This is a genomic window from Methanospirillum hungatei, assembly GCF_019263745.1.
Taxonomy (GTDB): Archaea; Halobacteriota; Methanomicrobia; order Methanomicrobiales; family Methanospirillaceae; genus Methanospirillum; species Methanospirillum purgamenti.
Genome location: NZ_CP077107.1, coordinates 1,874,752 through 1,894,162, shown reverse-complemented (window position 1 = coordinate 1,894,162; position 19,411 = coordinate 1,874,752). Strand labels below are relative to the sequence as shown.

Here is a 19,411-nt window from a genome sequence, read left to right as displayed (position 1 = left end):
TTTGGTTTGTATTATTTCAGGTTATGAAAAAATGGTAATATTATGAAAGATGACAACTATATTTCCGGATTTCTTGAAGATGCATGCAGTATCATTTATTCTATTGATTGTAATGAAATAAAAAAAATGATTCAGATTTTACAAAAGCTTAGAGAGAATAATGGTAGGCTATTCATTCTTGGAGTTGGTGGAGGAGCGGGTCACGCATCTCATGCTGTCAACGATTTTCGGAAAATTGCTGGAATTGAGTCTTATGCCCCAACAGACAATGTATCTGAGTTAACTGCCAGAGTAAATGATGATGGATGGGAAACAATATTTGAAAACTGGCTAAAGGAAAGCCATTTTAACAAGAACGATTGTATCTTTGTTTTTTCTGTTGGAGGAGGAAATGAGGAAAAAAATATTAGTGTGAACCTTGTAAAGGCTTTGAAATTAGCAAAAGAGATTGGATCACCGGTTATAGGCATTGTAGGGCGAGATGGAGGTTATACTGCTAAAGTTGCTGATGCCTGTGTAATTATCCCTACTGTCAATGAGAAAACGGTGACACCACAGACAGAAGCCTTTCAGGCAGTAATATGGCATTTAATTGTCTCTAGCCCGGAAATGCAAAAATATGAAATGAAGTGGGAAAGCACGAAGTAATTTTTTATGGAATCGGCAGTATTTCTGGACAGAGACGGTACTCTAAATGATTTGGTGCTAAATCAAGTAACAAATGAATATGAACCCCCTCATTCTCCTGAAGAATTAATATTTTTACCTAATGTAATTCAATCGCTCTGTGCTCTTCAAAAAGCTGGATTTAAATTATTTGTTATTTCGAATCAACCGGATTATGCAAAAGGGAAAACAACCCTTCAGAAACTAAAAGACGTCCATCATGCGTTAGATCAGATGTTAAAAAAAAAGGGGATCAACATCGAAGAATATTATTATTGTTATCATCATCCAAATGGAATAATTCCAGATTATTCATTTCAATGTGAATGTCGAAAACCAAGCCCATATTTTATAAAAAAGGCCTCGAAAAAGTTCAATATTGAAATACATAATTCCTGGATGATTGGTGACAGAGATTCTGATATTGAATGTGGAATTGCTGCAGGAGTAAAAACGATTCTTGTGAAATATCCTCTCTCTGTGGAATATCAAAAATTTTCTTCACCGGGATTTATCGTAAAGAATTTAAAGGAATCAATTGAAATAATTTTGGAAAACTGGAATAAAGTATGAGTCAATTAAAAAATTTAAATATAAAACTTTTTGCAGATGGCGCTGATCTCAATGGTATGATTGAAGAATATAACAAAGGAATAGTAAGTGGTTTTACTACTAATCCAACTTTAATGAAAAAGGCTGGAGTCCAGGATTATGAAAAGTTTGCAAAAGAGGTAATAAAATTAATTCCTGATCTACCAATTTCATTTGAGGTTTTTTCAGACGATTTTCAGAATATGGAGCGGGAAGCAAAAATTATCTCTGGATGGGGAAAAAATGTGTACATTAAAATCCCAATCACCAATACAAAGGGAGAATTTTCAATCCCCCTTATTAAGAAACTCTCTCATGATGGTCTCCAGTTAAATATAACCGCCATTTTGACTCTCAATCAAGTTAAAGGGGTATTTGAAGTGTTATCTCCAGAAACTCCTGCGATTGTTTCGATTTTTGCAGGGCGCATCGCTGATACGGGTTGTGATCCTATTCCAATCATGTCAGAAGCAGCAGCAATATTAAAACCTAATGAAAAGACAGAATTATTATGGGCAAGTACTCGTGAATTATTAAATCTCTTTCAGGCTGAAAAATGCGGTTGCCACATAATAACCATCACCAATGACATTCTTAAAAAATTATCACTTGTGGGAAAAGATCTTTCTGAACTCTCATTAGAAACGGTTCATATGTTTTATGCTGATGCACAAAGTGCAGGGTACAAAATATAATTATTTTTTTTACTTTATTTTTAACATTATGGGGCTTATTGTATGAAAATCGGAATATTAGGAGGTGGATTAACTGGGCTAACTTTAGCTTACTTTTTACAATGTGAAGCTGAGGTAATCGAAAAGGATCCTGTTTGTGGAGGACTATGTAGAACCTTCACAAAAAATGGTTTTTCCTATGATTGGGGTGGCCATATAATTTTTTCAAAAGATCAGGAGGTTTTGGATTTTATGGTGTCGGTATTAGATAAAAATGTAGATCGACATTATCGAAATAACAAAGTCCTGTTCAAAAAAGGATTAGTAAAATATCCATTTGAAAATGGCCTATCTGAGATTCCAAAAAATGATAATTATGAATGCTTATTTCATTTTATAAATAATTCATTTCCCAAACCTACCAACTTTAAGGAGTGGATTTATTATACTTTTGGAAAAGGAATTGCGGAGAAGTATCTTATTCCATATAATGAGAAGATCTGGAATATTGATATTGAATTAATGGGACTCGATTGGGTTGAAAGAGTTCCTAAACCCCCTGTAGAAGATATTATAAAATCCGCAATCGGAATTGAAACAGAAGGATATGTACATCAATTATATTTTTACTATCCTATTTCAGGAGGAATTCAAGGATTAATTGAGGCCATTAAGAATAAAATTACCAATGTCTCCAATAATTTTGAGGTTACGAGTATTAGTCGTCAAGCAGATCAATGGGTTGTAAGCAATGGGGTTGATGATAGAAAATTTGATAGAATTATTTCTACGATACCAATATTTAATTTATTAAACGCGTTAGAAGATGTTCCTCATCACATTTTGGATACAGCTAAGAAGCTCAGATATAATTCTCTGATCGTTGTAATGATTGGGGTGAATGTTGAGAATTTATCAGATAAAACCGCGGTTTATATCCCTGATCCACACCACCTATTTCATCGTATATGCTTTAATAAGTATTTCAGTATAAATAATGTTCCTGCTGGAAAATCATCGATTATGGCAGAAATAACTGCGAATAATGGAGATACCATTTGGAACATGACTGACGATGAAATTATTGATAGTGTCATCAATAGTCTTGTTGAGGAGGATTTTTTCAAAAAAGAAGATGTATGTGAAACAGATATTAATAGAACTCAATATGCATATGTCATTCCTGATTTGGAATACTCTCAAAATTTGGCTATTATTCAAAGTTATTTGAAGGATCAGGGCATAGAATTATGTGGGCGTTTCGCGGAATATAAGTATCTTAATATGGATGCATGTATTCGAAGTGCGATGGATTTAGCCAATACTGTAAATAAGGAATTAATATGAAAGCCTTTGTCACTGGTGGTGCAGGTTTTATTGGAAGTCATCTGGTTGATCATCTGATAAAAATTGGTTCTGTAACGGTTTTTGATAATCTATCTTCTGGTAGAGAAAGTTTTATCCATCATCATCACAAAAACAACAATTTTGCCTTGATTAAAGGAGATCTTTTAGATAAGGACTTGCTTATTCGTTCGATTGAGAATCATGATATTGTCTTTCATCTTGCTGCAAATCCTGATGCCAGATTAGGTAATATCGACACATCGTTAGATCTACATCAGGAAACAATCGTAACATATAATGTTCTAGAAGCGATGAGAGTTAATAATATTAATAAAATTGTATTCTCATCCAGTGGAACAATATATGGTGAAGTCCCTGTAAAACCCATACATGAAGATTTTGGTCCCGTATTGCCGATTTCTCTGTATGGTGCCGGGAAATTAGCTTCAGAAGGCCTCATTAGCGCCTTTTGTAATACTTTTGGTTTACAAGGATGGATTTATCGTTTTGCTAATGTTGTTGGAGATCGTGGAACACATGGAGTAATTTTTGATTTTATTAATAAATTAAAAAAGAATCCTTTAGAACTTGAAATCCTTGGAGATGGAACACAAGAGAAACCATACCTTGAAGTAAATGATTGTATCGAAGGGATATTATTTGGTCTTTTCAACTCTAAGGATCGAGTAAATGTTTTTAATTTGGGATGTGATTCATCAACCAGTGTCCAAAAAATTGCACGAATGGTATTAGAAGAAATGAAGCTCACTAATACCAAATGTAAATACACAGGTTCAGATCGTGGGTGGCCAGGAGATGTTCCACAATACCGGTGCGATTGTCTAAAAATCAATACTCTTGGTTGGAAGGCAAAATATACATCCGATGAAGCAGTTCATTTAACTATTAAAGCACTGATTAAAGAACTTGGTGCTGTATAAATGCAGGTTGTAATTCTTGCGGGAGGGTTGGCAACCCGATTGAGACCAATTACAGAAACTATTCCTAAATCGATGGTTTTAATAAACAACAAACCTTTTCTTGAGTATCAAATTAGATTTTTAAAAAAAGCAGGTATTTTTAATATTATTTTATGTGTTGGTCATCTTTCAGAAAAAATTGAAGGGTACTTTGGGGACGGTTCAAAGTTTGGAGTGTCTATTTTATATAGTAAAGATGGTGACACACTTTTAGGTACCGGTGGTGCAATAAAGAAAGCAGAGTCGCTTGTTTGGGATGAATTTTTCGTTATATATGGGGATTCATATCTTTTTTTGGACTTTGAATCTGTTTACAGTCTTTTTAAAAAATCTGAAAAGCAAGCTCTCATGGTTGTCTATAGAAATCAAAACCAATTTGATATAAGTAATGTGTTGGTTTTAAATGGAATGGTCTCAAAATACGATAAAAAGAACATTCTGGGTGATTTAGATTACATAGATTATGGTATTTTGCTATTTAGAAAAAAGGTACTGGATCTAATTCCAATAAACCATGTTTATCCATTAGAGATGGTCCTTCAACAATTAATTGCACAAAATGAGTTATCAGCTTATGAAGCAAAGAAGAGATTTTATGAAGTCGGATCGCATAAAGGTATGGAAGAATTTAGTCAGTATATTCTGAATAATTATAAATAATGGAAGAATACTATGATAATCTCAAGAGCACCTGTAAGGATTTCCCTCGGAGGAGGAGGTACTGACCTGGAATCGTATTATTCGAAATACGGAGGTTTTTTAATCTCCGGGGCAATAGATAAATATATTTTTATATCTGCAAACAGGCGTTTTTACAACACAATTCGTTTAGGTTATTCTAAAACTGAAATTGTGGATTCATATGAAGAAATCCAGCATGGAATCTTTAAGGAAGCTCTCCGACATGTGCAACCACATGATGGATGCGGTATTGAGCTCGTGTCTATTGCAGATGTCCCTGCAAATTGTGGACTCGGGTCATCAAGTAGTTTTACTGTTTCTCTTCTCAATGCCCTGCATGCATATAATCGTGATTATCTATCTCAAAAGCAATTAGCAGAAGAAGCATGTATGATTGAAATTGAGAAACTTGGACAACCGATTGGAAAACAGGATCAATATATTAGTGCTTTTGGTGGAATTACCACTCTCACTTTTGAAAAAAATGGCGATGTGGTTGTAGATCCTATTAAAATGAGTGATGATGCAATAGATGAATTGGAGAGAAATGTTCTGTTATATTATACTGGCATCGAACGAAGTGCATCAGATATTTTGTCAGAACAAAATGAAAAAAGTATAAAAGATGAATCTGATGTTATTGATTCTCTGCATCAGATTAAAAAAATTGGCTATGATACTAGGAATGCATTTGAAAATGGAAATTTGGATAAATTCGGGGAACTTCTTGATGTTCATTGGAACAATAAAAAACAACTTTCAAAAAATATTTCTAACCCCTTTATTGATTCCTGCTATGAAATTGCTCTGAAAAATGGAGCTATTGGCGGTAAAATTATGGGTGCCGGAGGAGGTGGATTTTTTATGTTTTATGCACCTGAAAAACATGATCTTCTTACTCGTGCAATGAAAGAAAAAGGGCTCAAACCAATGAGGTTCAGGTTTGACTTCGAAGGGGCAAAAATTTTATTTAACATGAAAAAATAATGCTCATGGAATTGGATGTGGTTAAAATAATGGTACATGATAAAAAAGAAAATTATCACTATTTTGAGGATATTAATCAAGGAATAGTAAAACATGTTGGCTCAAATTTGAAAATTTTGGATGTGGGGTGTGGCTTTGGAGCATTGGGAGAAGAACTTCAAAAGAGGAATAATATTGTTTATGGGATAGATATCTCAAAATATGCAGTTTCTGTTGCAAAAGATCGTATAAATGGTGCGTTTGTTTCTAATGCTACTGAATTAGAGAATCTTCCAGAGGAAATTGTGAATGAAAAATTTGATTTAATTATCTTTGCAGATATCCTTGAGCATATATATGATCCAGCAGATTTATTAAGTAAATACATTCAATTTCTTAAACCAAGTGGCACAATAATCGCTTCCATACCTAATATTGCAACTTGGAATGTTCGATTTTCTTTACTTTTCGGTTCTTTTACTTATAAAGATACAGGTACATTGGATAAAACGCACATCCGGTTTTTTACAAGAAAAACAGCAAAAATATTGATTCAAAAGGCCGGGTATGAAATCCTTTTACTTGATATTACGCCAAATTTTATCCGGCCCTTTGTACCTTGGATAAAAAGCTGGTTTGTTCGAAATGGCGTTCCTCAAGTAGATCCTAGGATGATTATTCAGTCAAGGCAATACCAATTTTACTTGAAGAGGATATATCCAATTGAATATAAATTAGCAAAAATCTGGAAAAATTTCTTTTCATTTCAATTTATATTTATAGCTAAACCTCATAAATAAAAGGGCGATTTTTATGTCAAATATTTCTGTTGTCATGATTACTTTAAATGAAGAACGAGCAATATCAAAAGTCATTAATGATATTAATTGTATTGTTCCTGATTCTGAAATTTTGATTGTGGATAGTAGTACTGATAAGACTCCTGATATTGCTCATGAATTAGGGTGTAAAGTTATCCGCCAATATCCTCCTCAAGGATATGGGAAAGCAATGGAATTGGCATTAATGTCTGCAAATAATGAAATAATTATTACCCTTGATTGTGATGATACCTACCCTACAAAAAAGATTCCAGAATTAGTTTATTGGATGGAACAGGGATATGATATTGTCAATGCATCACGTTTAGGTAATAAAAAGCCTAAAAACATGCCCTTTGGTAATTATCTTGCCAATTGGTTTTTTGCTTTTTCAACAAAATTACTATTTGGAATTCAAACTACCGATATTCACTCCGGTATGCGAGCATATAAAAAAGAAATGATACACAACATTCAATGGAACCCTGCAGGTGCAGCCTTTCCTGTAGAATTATTAATAAAACCTATTCAAATGGGATATAAAATGAAAGAAATTCCAATTGATTATAATGAGCGCATTGGGGATGTTACAATGAGAGCATTTTCTAGTACAATGTGGACCATTAAAAGATTATTTCACTTAAAATTTTAATTAGTCTAATTATCGATAATTATGAAAAAAATTACTATTTTTGGAATTATTTTAAGTTTTTTTTTTATTGTTTTATGTTTTAAAAATTTTAATTTAGAAGAATTTATTTCTTCATTATCTAATGTTAATATAATTTTAATATTTGCTGCTGCTGCATTTTTTTTGTTTAGTTACATATTACGTGGGATAAGATGGCAAATTATGTTAAAATCGGTGAAAAATATTCAATTTACATCAATTTTTTGTGTTCTTTTTGTTGGATTCATGGCAAATACATTTTTACCTTTGCGTTTAGGAGAATTTGTTAGGGCATATTTAATTGGTATAAAAGAAAATATTAGCAAAATTGCCTCATTATCTTCAATCATTCTTGAACGAATATTTGATGGGATAATCCTCGTTTTATTTTTAAGTATTTTATTGATAATTTATCCCTTTCCTGAATGGGTACGCAATCTAGGGGTTTTTACATCATCTCTATTTTTTGGAGGAATCATAATAATCCTAATCTCTACATATTATCAATCAAAAACTATTACCTTGGTTTCTTTCTTCCTTTTTTTTCTTCCAGGTAATTACGACTTAAAAATTAAAAATTGCTTGGAAAAATTATTTCTTGGTTTAGGTATGTTAAAAAATGGCTGTCAAACATTTTTTACTTTAATCTGTTCGATTTTGATTTGGTTAATTGAAGCTTGCGTGTATTTTATTTTATTAATGGCATTTAATATTTCCAACTCCTCTCTTTTTTTTATTGCCATCTTCACAATGATTATAATTAATTTTGGAATAATGATTCCATCATCACCAGGGAATATTGGCACATATCATTATTTTGGCATTATGGGATTGACTGCTTTTGGGATTAATTCCAACACTGCTTTTGCTTACACAATAGTTGCAAATGCAATGATGTTTGTTTGCATTGTTGTTTCAGGAATTATTAGCACATGGTATTTGGGAATTAGTTTATCTGTAATAAAAAAGGAAATTGATCCATCAGAGTGATCTTAAGATCTCATCGGTTAATATTTAATTACGATTAAAAGATAAAGTAACCGACACTCGGCAGTAGATAATTTTCAATGAATAATTTTAAAAATCATCTATTCTGAAATCAAGTTTAAATTTGATGGTTTTTTCAATTTAGTCAATTTTAAAATTACAGTCGAATAGAGAGAAGAGATTACTCCCTTCCCCCCTTCTAAGAACCGTACGTGAACCTTTCAATTCATACGGCTCAAGCACCTTACAACCCGAATTTCGGGCGGCATTTAGGAAAGTAGTTTAGTTTCACTTGGACATCTGGAGTTCTTCGCTTCATTCTTTCCATGCGATTGATAAAGCCCAAGTTTGCCACTAACAAAAAATAAATGTGCTCTTAGTGATGTTTGAATCGATGAAAATGCAAACAAAACTAAGAACTAATGAACTCCCACGTTCCGCAGATCCTTTTATAAAATTCAATTAATCATAAAAGCTTAACTATAAATACTTCCTGATCGATCTCTATGGATAAACGATGGATTTCGATGATATCTTCGTATCAGATTCAGATCGGACAATCGGTCATCTTGGACTTGTTGCTGGTAGTTATGATGAACTGAATATTGGTCAGATAATTGATAACTTCATTCCAAAAACAGGTCCACATCACTTGACCCATGGCGATATTGTTAAAGCAATGGTCATAAATGGCCTAGGATATATTGAACGGCGGCTTTATCTTTTTCCTGCATTTTTTACCGATATCTCCCTCACTCGTCTTTTTAACAAGGAGATCACTCCAACACAATTGAATGATGATCTTCTGGGTCGGACTTTAGATGCAATTCATGCGTTTGGAGAAACCGAAATGTTCAATCATATTGTATCGGAATGCCTTGAAAGAGACCAATTCGCAATCAATTTAGTAAATAACGATACTACCAACTTTAGTGTCCATGGAAACTATGACTCAGACAGCAATACTGAAGAAATTGAGATAACGCATGGTCATCCAAAGGATGGTCGCTGGGATCTTAAACGATTTGCACTTGGAATGGCAACCAATCAACATGGAATTCCTCTTCTTCTTCAGACATTCTCAGGGAATGAGTCTGATAAAAAAGCACTCCTTGAGATCATAACGAAAGTTAAAAAGAACCTCAATGTTGCAGAAAAAGTCATTCATGTAGCAGATTCAGCATTCTATACTGAAGAAAATCTTCAGACGCTCGGCTTTCATACCTTCTGGATATCACGTGTTCCCTTAACAATATCTGAAGCTGAGTCTCTTCGAAAAACTTCTGAATCTTTCACTTCCTGCGAAGACAGTCGTTATTCATACTATTGCTCATCATCCAATTACGCCGGAGTCAGACAAACTTGGATTGTCTTTCATTCAAGTGAACAACAAAGAAAAAAAGAGAAGGATTTTGATAAAAAAGTAGAGAAAGAACTCATACGAGCTCAAAAATCCCTAAAACACCTGGCCTGTAAACGTTTTGCCTGTGAACCCGATGCCAGAAGTGCTGCTGCCGAATGGGTTTCGAAACACCCGTGGGTAATTTTTGATACTTGTTCTATAAAACAAGTTCACGAGCGATTAGAGAAGAAACGGGGACGGCCTGGAAAAGATGAAACGCTCATACTGAAATATGTTATTGAGGCTGATATCTCACTAAATTTTACTGAATTAGAAAAAGAAAAGTCAATTCTTGGCAGATTTATTATTGCGACAAATGATCTGGATTTGGATCCTGAAACCACGTTAAACTATTATAAAGCCGACACTCGGCAGCAACGAGTGTTACGAAACCTATTTTTAGTACAAACATTTAAATCTGAGTGCGTTGTATACTCTTTTTGAATAATGTCCATCGTTGCTGATTCAAATGTGACCATCGCTCATTTAGGCATAGTCTCAGGGATAATAGACAAACCCACATTCGCCAGATCTTTTTTCAGGTGTAGAATTTTTCATACTCCGGTCCAAGCAAATGTAGTATCTTTAAGTTCTCTGGACTCAATCGTTGAACTGATGAGCATAATCTATCATTGAATACGAGAGTGCAGGATTTTATTTCCCTGAACTTAAAGAAAATCCATTTTAAGGTTGGCTTTTGAGTTGGTTTTTTCTTTTGATTCAAAACAGACGACTTTTCTTCTTGCAACCGCTTTCTCATTAACCACTCAGTATATGCATAAATCATGAGGCAAAGAACCATAATCATACATAATGCCTCAATACGTCTCTCATTTTTCAGATACACTTCAGCAACTCTGAACGATTTGTCTTTTAAGAATCGAAATCCTTGTTCAACCAGCATTTGTCCTTTATAATGGTTGAGTACTGCTTCACCATCCAGATCGAGAACATTTGTTGCAAGAATAAACCTGCCCAGGGAAGCACGTTCTTTCTCAATTGTCTTCTGATTTGGTTTGACAGAGGCCTTTATTTGATATTTCGCCAGGAGAACTTCACCTTCTTTTGGTCTCCCCCGCTTACCATTTGCTCGTTTATGAACAATTTTAACATCAGATTCACTCAGAGCCACCAATGATGCCTTATCCAGATAACGTGTAAGAGCATTTCTGGCATCCGCTTCACATTCATAAAGGATAGTCGTGACCTCTTTCAATCCTTTTATTGCAACCTTGTATCGCTTTTCAAGGTTTTTATCAAATGTTTTTTCCTCACGAACTTTCATTTCTTCAGATGAGACAATGATCCATTTTTGGAGGATCCCTCCATAAGTAGAGTTTACGGAACAGCAGGAATATCTGGGATCAGATGTAGGAACCAAATTCACATCTGCTTTCAGGAGTTCGGTCATCTCGTTAATCGTAGCAGGAACATTGGAGATCCATTTTGTTTCATTGCCTAGAGAATTGATATTCTTTTCAGTATAGAGGGCACTATCTCCCATAAATATGACATCAGGATCAAATTCAAAAGATTCTTTTAGAGAGAGAATGGTTTTGACTAATGTCTCCTTATCTGACTCGTTTCCATCATGAGCCCGAGCAAATATCGGAATGCCGTGTTGATTCACCACTAGACTGAGAACGAATCGTTTGAGATCCCATCGTTTATCTTTTGGATGTCCTTTTGTAATTCTGATACAACTATCTCCAGAACCGTTTTCATATTCACCATGAACACTGAAATTTGTTGTATCTACGTGACCGAGTTGTAATTTCTCCTTGTAAACGGTAAACATTTGAGTAACTAGGTCTGTAAATAACTTTGTGGGTCCATAGGCATGGATTTGATCCATTAATCGACCTAATACAGATTCGTTGAAATGACTGGCTGAAATATCTGGACCTATCAGTCTTTCGAGATCAAGGTTTTGACAGTATTCCGGAAAAAGATATAGACGTCTCTCGGTAAATCCGAGGCCGTTGGGAATAAAAGCTAATAATATTTGAGAACTGGATAATCGGTGCTGCCAGTTTTGGGGAGAGCTTGATCGATTATTTGAGCCAAACCAAGTTTGTGGAATGTTCCTGCTACAATTCCAAGATGATCAATTGATTTAATCGAGTCTATTTGAAGAGGAATTTCCAGGGATTCCATTCTTAATAGATATTGAATAAAACTTAGTTATATAGTTTACTATTATATAATTAATTTAAGAGATCTGGCGAATGTGGGTGTGTGACATGTAGCTGGTATTTCAGATTGCGTAATGCTATTCCATCCGCTCGGAATATCCCTACCATAGCATGCGATTCTGGTAACGGAATGGTGTGAAGCCTATGGGACAACGTGGGGAAAACAGGTAACCAGAACTTGTTCATCTGCAAGGGAAAGGATGTCATGGAGAAACATATGTTGAATCATCGTATGGATCGTAATCGGCGACAAGCGAAAACTGGTTGACTACGCTTGAACCAAAAGGTATGGAATCAGGATGTATTGGTAACCCACACAATATGTCGAACGGACAGATGGTTCCCGGTCTAAAGATGGCTCCTAAAACATCTGAATTATCTGAATATCAGAACTTGGTAACCTGGATATGCTCCTCAATGAGGTAAGAACTTCGTGAGAAAAACTGAAGGTATAGACGGGAGAGGAAGCAGCAAAAAGCAAATGTCTGTCTGCAATTGACAGGATAGGAGTCTCTCCAACCCGAAAGGGTGCTGACTTGCTGCAGGTACTTTACGGCAAAGAAGGGAGGCAAATCTATGAATGTACGTCATTCAACGACGCCAAAGAGCGAGAAACGTGCAAATATTTCTCTCTCCCAACAATGGGATTCCATTGACTGGAAGAATGTGAGAGAAACGGTTAATAGGCTGCAGACCCAGATTGCAAAGGCAGTTAATGAAGGTAAGTATAATTTAGCGAAACGGCTTCAGTATCTTCTTTCTCATTCATTCCACGCAAAACTCCTTGCGATACGGATTGTCACTCACAACCGTGGGAAGAGAACTCCAGGTATTGATGGTGAACTTTGGACCTCTTCGAAAGATAAGATGCAGGCAGCATTAAGTCTTTCAGATAAACAATACAAAGCTCAACCTTTAAAGCGGATATATATTCCTAAACCTGGTAAAGATACGAAACGTCCTCTTTCTATCCCAACAATGTACGACCGGGCAATGCAGGCATTATATGCCTTTACTCTTCAACCAGTTGCAGAAACTCTTGCTGATTCTCGGTCATTCGGATTTAGACTGTTCCGTAGTACTCAAGATGCATCTCAGTACCTATACGTTTGCCTATGGCATAAAACCGGGGCAGAATGGATACTTGAAGGCGACATTAAAGGATGCTTTGACAACATCTCTCATCAATGGCTTAAAGAAAATGTTCTGATTGATTTATCGATCTTAAACCAGTTCTTAAAGTCAGGATATATCTACGAACAGAACTTGTTCCCAACCGATCAAGGAACACCACAAGGTGGCATCATTTCACCGATCCTTGCTAATATGGCACTCGATGGAATGGAAGATCTGATTATGGAAAGGTATCCAAAGATGAAAGTACATTTTGTCAGATATGCGGACGATTTCGTGGTCACTACTCCCACCAAAGAAATTGCTGAAGAAGTAAAATCCCTTATCAGCGACTTTCTTGCAAAAAGGGGATTAACACTATCTGAATCCAAGACGAAAATCACGCACATCAATGATGGGTTTGATTTCTTGGGTATTAATATACGTAAATACAGAGGGGTTCTCCTGATGAAGCCATCCAAAGAGTCTGTGAAGAAGATTACCCGGAAAATCGGATTGGTTCTTCTTAAAGCTGCCGCCTGGAATCAGGACAAGGTGATTCAGAAACTCAACCCAATTATTATTGGGTGGACAAATTATCACCGACATATCGCCTCAACGAAAACATTTAACAGAATGGATTTTATTCTATGGAATCAACTGTGGCAATGGGCGAAACGAAGGCATCCTGATAAGGGACGCAAATGGGTAGCACAACGATACTGGTCAAAGAAAGGGAATCGGAACTGGGTATTTTGTTCGGAGGAACAGACACTAAAAATGTTCTCTGAAACATCAATCCCACATTCCGCAGTTTGTTATGTGAAATAATATTTTTCATGATGCGTCCCAAGCAATCTAATAATTTCCGAATCGTTTTATCCAAATTGAGAACTTTGGTGACGATTCTGCCATCAATCCGAAGTGAGAGTTCTCTAATTCTTCGAAATAAAAAGAAAATCCAGCGTAATGTTGGTTTTTGAGTTGGTTTACCTGTTTGATTCGGCACTGTTTCATTAGTCTCTTTGAGACTTTTCCGTAACTTGTACTCTGTTACGGCGTATACATATAGACAAAGAACCATGATCATTGCCAAAGCCTGAATTCTCTCAGTATTTTTAAGAAATACGTCAGATACCCGGAAAGTTTTATCCTTCAGAAACCTGAATCCTTTTTCGACCTGTGATTGACCTTTATAATAGTTTAACGTGGTTTCAGGATCCAAATCCAGATCATTTGTCGCAATAATAAATCTGCCAAGAATTGACTTTTCTTTTTCTAATTCAGTAAAATTTAGTGAGATATCAGCCTCAATAACATATTTCAGTATGAGCGTTTCATCTTTTCCAGGCCGTCCCCGTTTCTTCTCTAATCGCTCGTGAACTTGTTTTATAGAACAAGTATCAAAAATTACCCACGGGTGTTTCGAAACCCATTCGGCAGCAGCACTTCTGGCATCGGGTTCACAGGCAAAACGTTTACAGGCCAGGTGTTTTAGGGATTTTTGAGCTCGTATGAGTTCTTTCTCTACTTTTTTATCAAAATCCTTCTCTTTTTTTCTTTGTTGTTCACTTGAATGAAAGACAATCCAAGTTTGTCTGACTCCGGCGTAATTGGATGATGAGCAATAGTATGAATAACGACTGTCTTCGCAGGAAGTGAAAGATTCAGAAGTTTTTCGAAGAGACTCAGCTTCAGATATTGTTAAGGGAACACGTGATATCCAGAAGGTATGAAAGCCGAGCGTCTGAAGATTTTCTTCAGTATAGAATGCTGAATCTGCTACATGAATGACTTTTTCTGCAACATTGAGGTTCTTTTTAACTTTCGTTATGATCTCAAGGAGTGCTTTTTTATCAGACTCATTCCCTGAGAATGTCTGAAGAAGAAGAGGAATTCCATGTTGATTGGTTGCCATTCCAAGTGCAAATCGTTTAAGATCCCAGCGACCATCCTTTGGATGACCATGCGTTATCTCAATTTCTTCAGTATTGCTGTCTGAGTCATAGTTTCCATGGACACTAAAGTTGGTAGTATCGTTATTTACTAAATTGATTGCGAATTGGTCTCTTTCAAGGCATTCCGATACAATATGATTGAACATTTCGGTTTCTCCAAACGCATGAATTGCATCTAAAGTCCGACCCAGAAGATCATCATTCAATTGTGTTGGAGTGATCTCCTTGTTAAAAAGACGAGTGAGGGAGATATCGGTAAAAAATGCAGGAAAAAGATAAAGCCGCCGTTCAATATATCCTAGGCCATTTATGACCATTGCTTTAACAATATCGCCATGTGTCAAGTGATGTGGACCTGTTTTTGGAATGAAATTATCAATTATCTGACCAATATTCAGTTCATCATAACTACCAGCAACAAGTCCAAGATGACCGATTGTCCGATCTGAATCTGATACGAAGATATCATCGAAATTCATCGTTTATCCATAGAGATCGATCAGGAAGTATTTATAGTTAAGCTTTTATGATTAATTGAATTTTATAAAAGGATCTGCGGAACGTGGGATCAATCAGAAGGCATTTCATGGTTAAACTCGACAGGAATCCTTTTCTTGACAGAGAGTACTTTCTCAATCGTATCAAGAGGATGAAGAAAAGAACGCCAGATGTTCAAGTGAAATTAACTTACTTTCCTATCTACCGCCCGAAATTCGGGTTGTAAGGTACTTGAGCCGTATGAATCGAAAGGATTCACGTACGGTTCTTAGAAGGGGGGAAGGGAGTAATCTCTTCTCCCTATTCGACTTCACAGATGAATTAAGAGATATTGTTCGATTGATAGGGCCGCATGTGGAAAAATATTATGAGTGAATTTTTTGGTGCCGAGTGTCGGCTTTAAGATCAGTAATGTCAATTATCATGAGGATTATGTTGTCTTAACACATCGTTGTAATGTTTTAAAACATTAATCTCGCCCATCCCTGTATGATCATCCTCTACTGATAAAGTGCCTTTCAATCCTCCAATATCTATAGCCCCATTAACAACATCTATGAAACATCTCTGAGCATTTTGTATCGGGAATTCAATTTCCAATGCATAATCCCCGAATTGATCCAACATCTCCTCAATAAATGTCAGTATTCCTTTATGAATCTGATCAATTCGAGTGAACTCAATTTGTGACTTTCCTGCTTCTTTGAAAACCGGATAAATATCTCCGGATAAACCAGATGAAAACCTGATTAACTGCCCTTTCGGACTGGTTAAAACTGCCTCAAGTAACAGACTATACATAAAGAGTGGATATTGTCTGATATCAGAAGGATCCAAAATTTTTCCATAATATGCTTCAAAAACTGTTGCTCGATTTACTTTTTTAGAATAATTTGAAGTAATAAAATAATATCCATGGATATCTGAACATAGTAGTTCCATCAGAGCTTTTTGAATTGTCCCTGAATATCCCAGATCGACAACTCCTATCTGTGCTTCTTCATCAAAACCCATGCTATGACAATAAGCAAGAAATAATTCACGTTCTTTTTGAGCTTCCACTAATAATTGAGGTAAGACTTTTTGTAAATGTCCAAATAATATGGTATAATCCTCCGGTAATGAGATCTTCATCTCAAGGATTTGTGATCCAAGAATATCCTCAATATTTGATAATGAGGAGACATTTAATCTTTTAGTAAAAAAATCTCGCAAATTTCCTCTATATTCTCCATCTAGCAGAATATGGAGATCTGACTCCATTTGTAATAAAGGAAAAGTTACTGAACGCCGCGAACATAAAAAATATTCACTGGTTGGATATTTTACATTCTCATCTGTTTTTTTTAGATGGTTAACCACTAACATATATGCACTATGTAATAAGTGTCCCTCCCTGGCTAAAAACCAGAGATGATCACACCTCTTTTTCTGTGAATTTTTTATCAGCCACACAATAAAGTTAAAAATTATAGGACCGAAAACAATGTACCCAAAAGAATAGGGTTCTTCAATTGATAAAGAAGATGAGAACATTCGATTATTGTTTGGTTTTAAGCAAAAAAAATTTGCATACTTGCCGAAAAGAAGGTTATCTCTCCAGTTCTTGTATGGATCACTGGTTGACCATAATTGTGCCCCAAAATCTGTCATTTGAAAAAGTGCAGTTGGACGAATTACATGAATAATAATGCCGTATCCTTTATCAAAGAGTCTTTGCCAATCAGTTTCTTCATTATCTCCAACATGCAAATATTTATCCGGAATTAGACCTTCAGATTCAATTACATAATCCCATAAATCCCCCCTATCTTTTCTTTTCCCTGTTTCACTGGATAAATATAGTTTGTCAAAAAAATCAATACCTTTACTTTCGAGAATATGCCTGATATGAGTCTCTTCAAAATAGGTATCAGATATTAGAATCAAGCGTTTTCCTAGATTTTTTGCTTCTCTAGCGGCATCAATAACCTCTTTTCGGGGGATAAGAATTTCCAGTTCCGTGGAGAATTCCAAGTTTAGCATTTCAGATGCCGTTTTATTATCAATTGGGGAAATTTCTGATAGGGTTGCATAAATTTCTGAAAGTTTTACATCACCCTGGTAATTTTTCTTTTTACGAGCGAAACTCTCTGCTTTTTGTCGTAAATTTTTAAACCCCTTAATACCATATTCTGAGAAGATTCGCTCTTCAAGGTAACTGAATACCATATGTGGTGTTGCGAAAGGTCTTATCAGCAGAGTATCAAAGAGATCAAAGGAGACAACGGATATAAATGGAAGAATCTCAATAATTGATGGTTGACAAAAATATTTTTGAAAATTTTTACTACTTTTATAACTTAAATGCAGTAGTTTTGGATTTGTTACTACTAAATGATGAAATCCTTTACTTTGTGCTGATAAAACAAAACATCTTTCAAGAGCATGTTGCAGAGTTCCATCATTTTGGCCTGATTCTTCAGGAAAATCAGTTAACTGGAGATTTAAGTCTAATAATGGTTCTAATGCTTCGCGCTTTATCCAAAATATCGAACCTATAGGGTAATCAAAATAAATATCGGGATCAAATTGAATGTTTAACCGATTTGCAATTATTGATCCTAGATTTTTATTTGATAACCAAGTACATGCGATATATGTCAGTTCTGGAAAAATCTCAGGATATATTATGCCTAATTTCGGATCTTTTAGAAATGCAGTAAAAATGGCGCGAATGAGTTGTTCTGAGCCGAGTACACCTTCAAAAAGATGTTTTCGCCAGTTTTTTTGTTCTTTCCCGCTGTATAATGATTTTTTTGTATGAATGTGGCAGATGTAATCATATTCCCTAATGATTGATTCAAATTCAACAAAAAGTGGCGCAAGGTCTCGTCCACGGTTTTCCACTACTCTTATAATCGAATATTCCAGATGTGGAATTTGTTTTAACTTTTCAGTAATTACTTGTTTATGTTCATGTTGTGTAACAGAGATGAGTAATGTAAAATTGTAGGGAATGTTTTGTAAAAATTCGCAGATTTCATCAAACAAATCAATGTAATAAACATGGGCATGTACAACTATTTTTTTATCAGTTAACATTATGAATTGGGTGGGATTAATTGAATATTTCTCCCCAAAACCATCTCTTTTCCCTATAAATTGGGTATATTTTGGATTTTTGCAATTTTTTATGTGCCTCTTGGCAGCAATAATTAATGCCTTGAAACCATCTTTTTTCAGAATTATTAGTCCATCATGAAAAAGAGAGATATTTCTCTCAATTAAATTGGATATCGGGTGCCATAAAAAATGAAAAAATTTTCTTTTTAAAAAGAGAAAAATTTGCCATCCGACAGTATCTGTGACATTCTTTTTAATGATATCAACAGATTGGATATTACTGTGATTTATTTTCTGTTCGACATCCTCCATGATAGTTACAGATTGTGATGTAAAAGATTTGATTGAATGAACTTTATTATCTCTATTCAATCCTAGAAGATCTGGTTTAGGTAATCGCCCCTCACTGAAACCAATCTTCTCATAATGGATAAGTGGATTAATTCCTGCCTTCTTAATATCTGGATAATTATTGAGGTAAAATTGTGTAGAGAAATTGGGGCCGGGGTTCCTATGTTCACGCCATCCATAGTGTGCGTAATGCCATGCCGGATTAATCCCAAAAACCGCGACATCACGATATTTACTAGTATACCAGTTGGGATCAAAATATATTGATTTTTTTATATATCTATAGTCTTGGCATCCCTGAATAAAAGTAATGAACTGGATATAGGTGTGTTTACTCATCTAAATCATCTCAAATTTATATCGATTTTTTTGAATTGTTTTGTTTGGAAAATGTTGATTATTTCTG

13 protein-coding genes and 2 pseudogenes are annotated in these 19,411 nt (G+C 35.2%); 12 read left to right on the top strand and 3 right to left on the bottom strand.

The genetic code is table 11. From position 1 onward, the window contains the following. The first annotated feature begins 42 nt into the window (after nt 1-42). The 11 genes from KSK55_RS09085 (at nt 43) to KSK55_RS09035 (ending at nt 10,229) form a co-directional block, all read left to right on the top strand. Nucleotides 43-648 (top strand): SIS domain-containing protein, encoded by a 606-nt coding sequence (locus KSK55_RS09085; protein WP_218606672.1) that lies wholly within the window; start codon nt 43-45, stop codon nt 646-648. Between the two features lie 6 nt (nt 649-654). After that, on the top strand, nt 655-1,239 hold the full coding sequence (locus KSK55_RS09080) for a D-glycero-alpha-D-manno-heptose-1,7-bisphosphate 7-phosphatase (RefSeq protein WP_218606671.1): 585 nt from the start codon (nt 655-657) through the stop codon (nt 1,237-1,239). Then, nucleotides 1,236-1,952, top strand: coding sequence for a transaldolase (locus tag KSK55_RS09075; protein ID WP_218606670.1), 717 nt, complete (start codon nt 1,236-1,238; stop codon nt 1,950-1,952). The genes KSK55_RS09080 and KSK55_RS09075 overlap by 4 nt, the downstream gene beginning before the upstream one ends. Nucleotides 1,953-1,994: 42 nt before the next feature. After that, on the top strand, nt 1,995-3,278 hold the full coding sequence (locus tag KSK55_RS09070; RefSeq protein WP_218606669.1) for a protoporphyrinogen/coproporphyrinogen oxidase: 1,284 nt from the start codon (nt 1,995-1,997) through the stop codon (nt 3,276-3,278). After that, the gene (locus KSK55_RS09065) at nt 3,275-4,219 is read left to right on the top strand and encodes an NAD-dependent epimerase/dehydratase family protein (protein WP_218606668.1); all 945 of its coding nucleotides are present in this window, start codon (nt 3,275-3,277) and stop codon (nt 4,217-4,219) included. Before KSK55_RS09070 ends, KSK55_RS09065 begins: the two co-directional genes overlap by 4 nt. Next, nucleotides 4,220-4,918, top strand: a complete 699-nt coding sequence (locus KSK55_RS09060) for a sugar phosphate nucleotidyltransferase (protein ID WP_218606667.1) — start codon at nt 4,220-4,222, stop codon at nt 4,916-4,918. A gap of 12 nt (nt 4,919-4,930) precedes the next feature. Further along, nucleotides 4,931-5,926: a GHMP family kinase ATP-binding protein gene (locus KSK55_RS09055; protein ID WP_218606666.1), complete on the top strand. Its 996-nt coding sequence runs from the start codon at nt 4,931-4,933 to the stop codon at nt 5,924-5,926. A gap of 5 nt (nt 5,927-5,931) precedes the next feature. After that, entirely contained in the window at nt 5,932-6,705 is a 774-nt protein-coding gene (locus tag KSK55_RS09050) for a class I SAM-dependent methyltransferase (protein ID WP_218606665.1), read from the top strand. Nucleotides 6,706-6,718: 13 nt separating this feature from the next. Continuing rightward, nucleotides 6,719-7,378, top strand: coding sequence for a glycosyltransferase family 2 protein (locus KSK55_RS09045; protein WP_218606664.1), 660 nt, complete (start codon nt 6,719-6,721; stop codon nt 7,376-7,378). A 21-nt stretch (nt 7,379-7,399) separates the two neighbouring features. After that, nucleotides 7,400-8,386, top strand: coding sequence for a lysylphosphatidylglycerol synthase transmembrane domain-containing protein (locus tag KSK55_RS09040; protein WP_218606663.1), 987 nt, complete (start codon nt 7,400-7,402; stop codon nt 8,384-8,386). Nucleotides 8,387-8,900: 514 nt separating this feature from the next. Beyond that, nucleotides 8,901-10,229, top strand: coding sequence for an IS1634 family transposase (locus tag KSK55_RS09035; protein ID WP_218606662.1), 1,329 nt, complete (start codon nt 8,901-8,903; stop codon nt 10,227-10,229). 94 nt (nt 10,230-10,323) lie between these two features. Here the strand turns inward: KSK55_RS09035 and KSK55_RS09030 are convergent. Beyond that, a pseudogene (locus tag KSK55_RS09030) lies at nt 10,324-11,942 on the bottom strand (IS1634 family transposase). Between the two features lie 614 nt (nt 11,943-12,556). On the opposite strand from KSK55_RS09030, the gene ltrA reads away from it, so the two are divergent. Then, the gene (ltrA, locus tag KSK55_RS09025; RefSeq protein WP_218606661.1) at nt 12,557-13,924 is read left to right on the top strand and encodes a group II intron reverse transcriptase/maturase; all 1,368 of its coding nucleotides are present in this window, start codon (nt 12,557-12,559) and stop codon (nt 13,922-13,924) included. On the opposite strand, the pseudogene KSK55_RS09020 reads toward ltrA, so the two are convergent. Next, nucleotides 13,912-15,530 (bottom strand): annotated as a pseudogene (locus KSK55_RS09020) (IS1634 family transposase). The gene ltrA and the pseudogene KSK55_RS09020 sit on opposite strands and share 13 nt — an antisense overlap. 433 nt (nt 15,531-15,963) lie before the next feature. Next, nucleotides 15,964-19,344 carry a rhamnan synthesis F family protein gene (locus tag KSK55_RS09015; protein WP_218606660.1) on the bottom strand — a complete coding sequence of 1,127 codons (3,381 nt, stop codon included), beginning with the start codon at nt 19,342-19,344 and terminating at the stop codon, nt 15,964-15,966. Nucleotides 19,345-19,411: the final 67 nt, after the last annotated feature.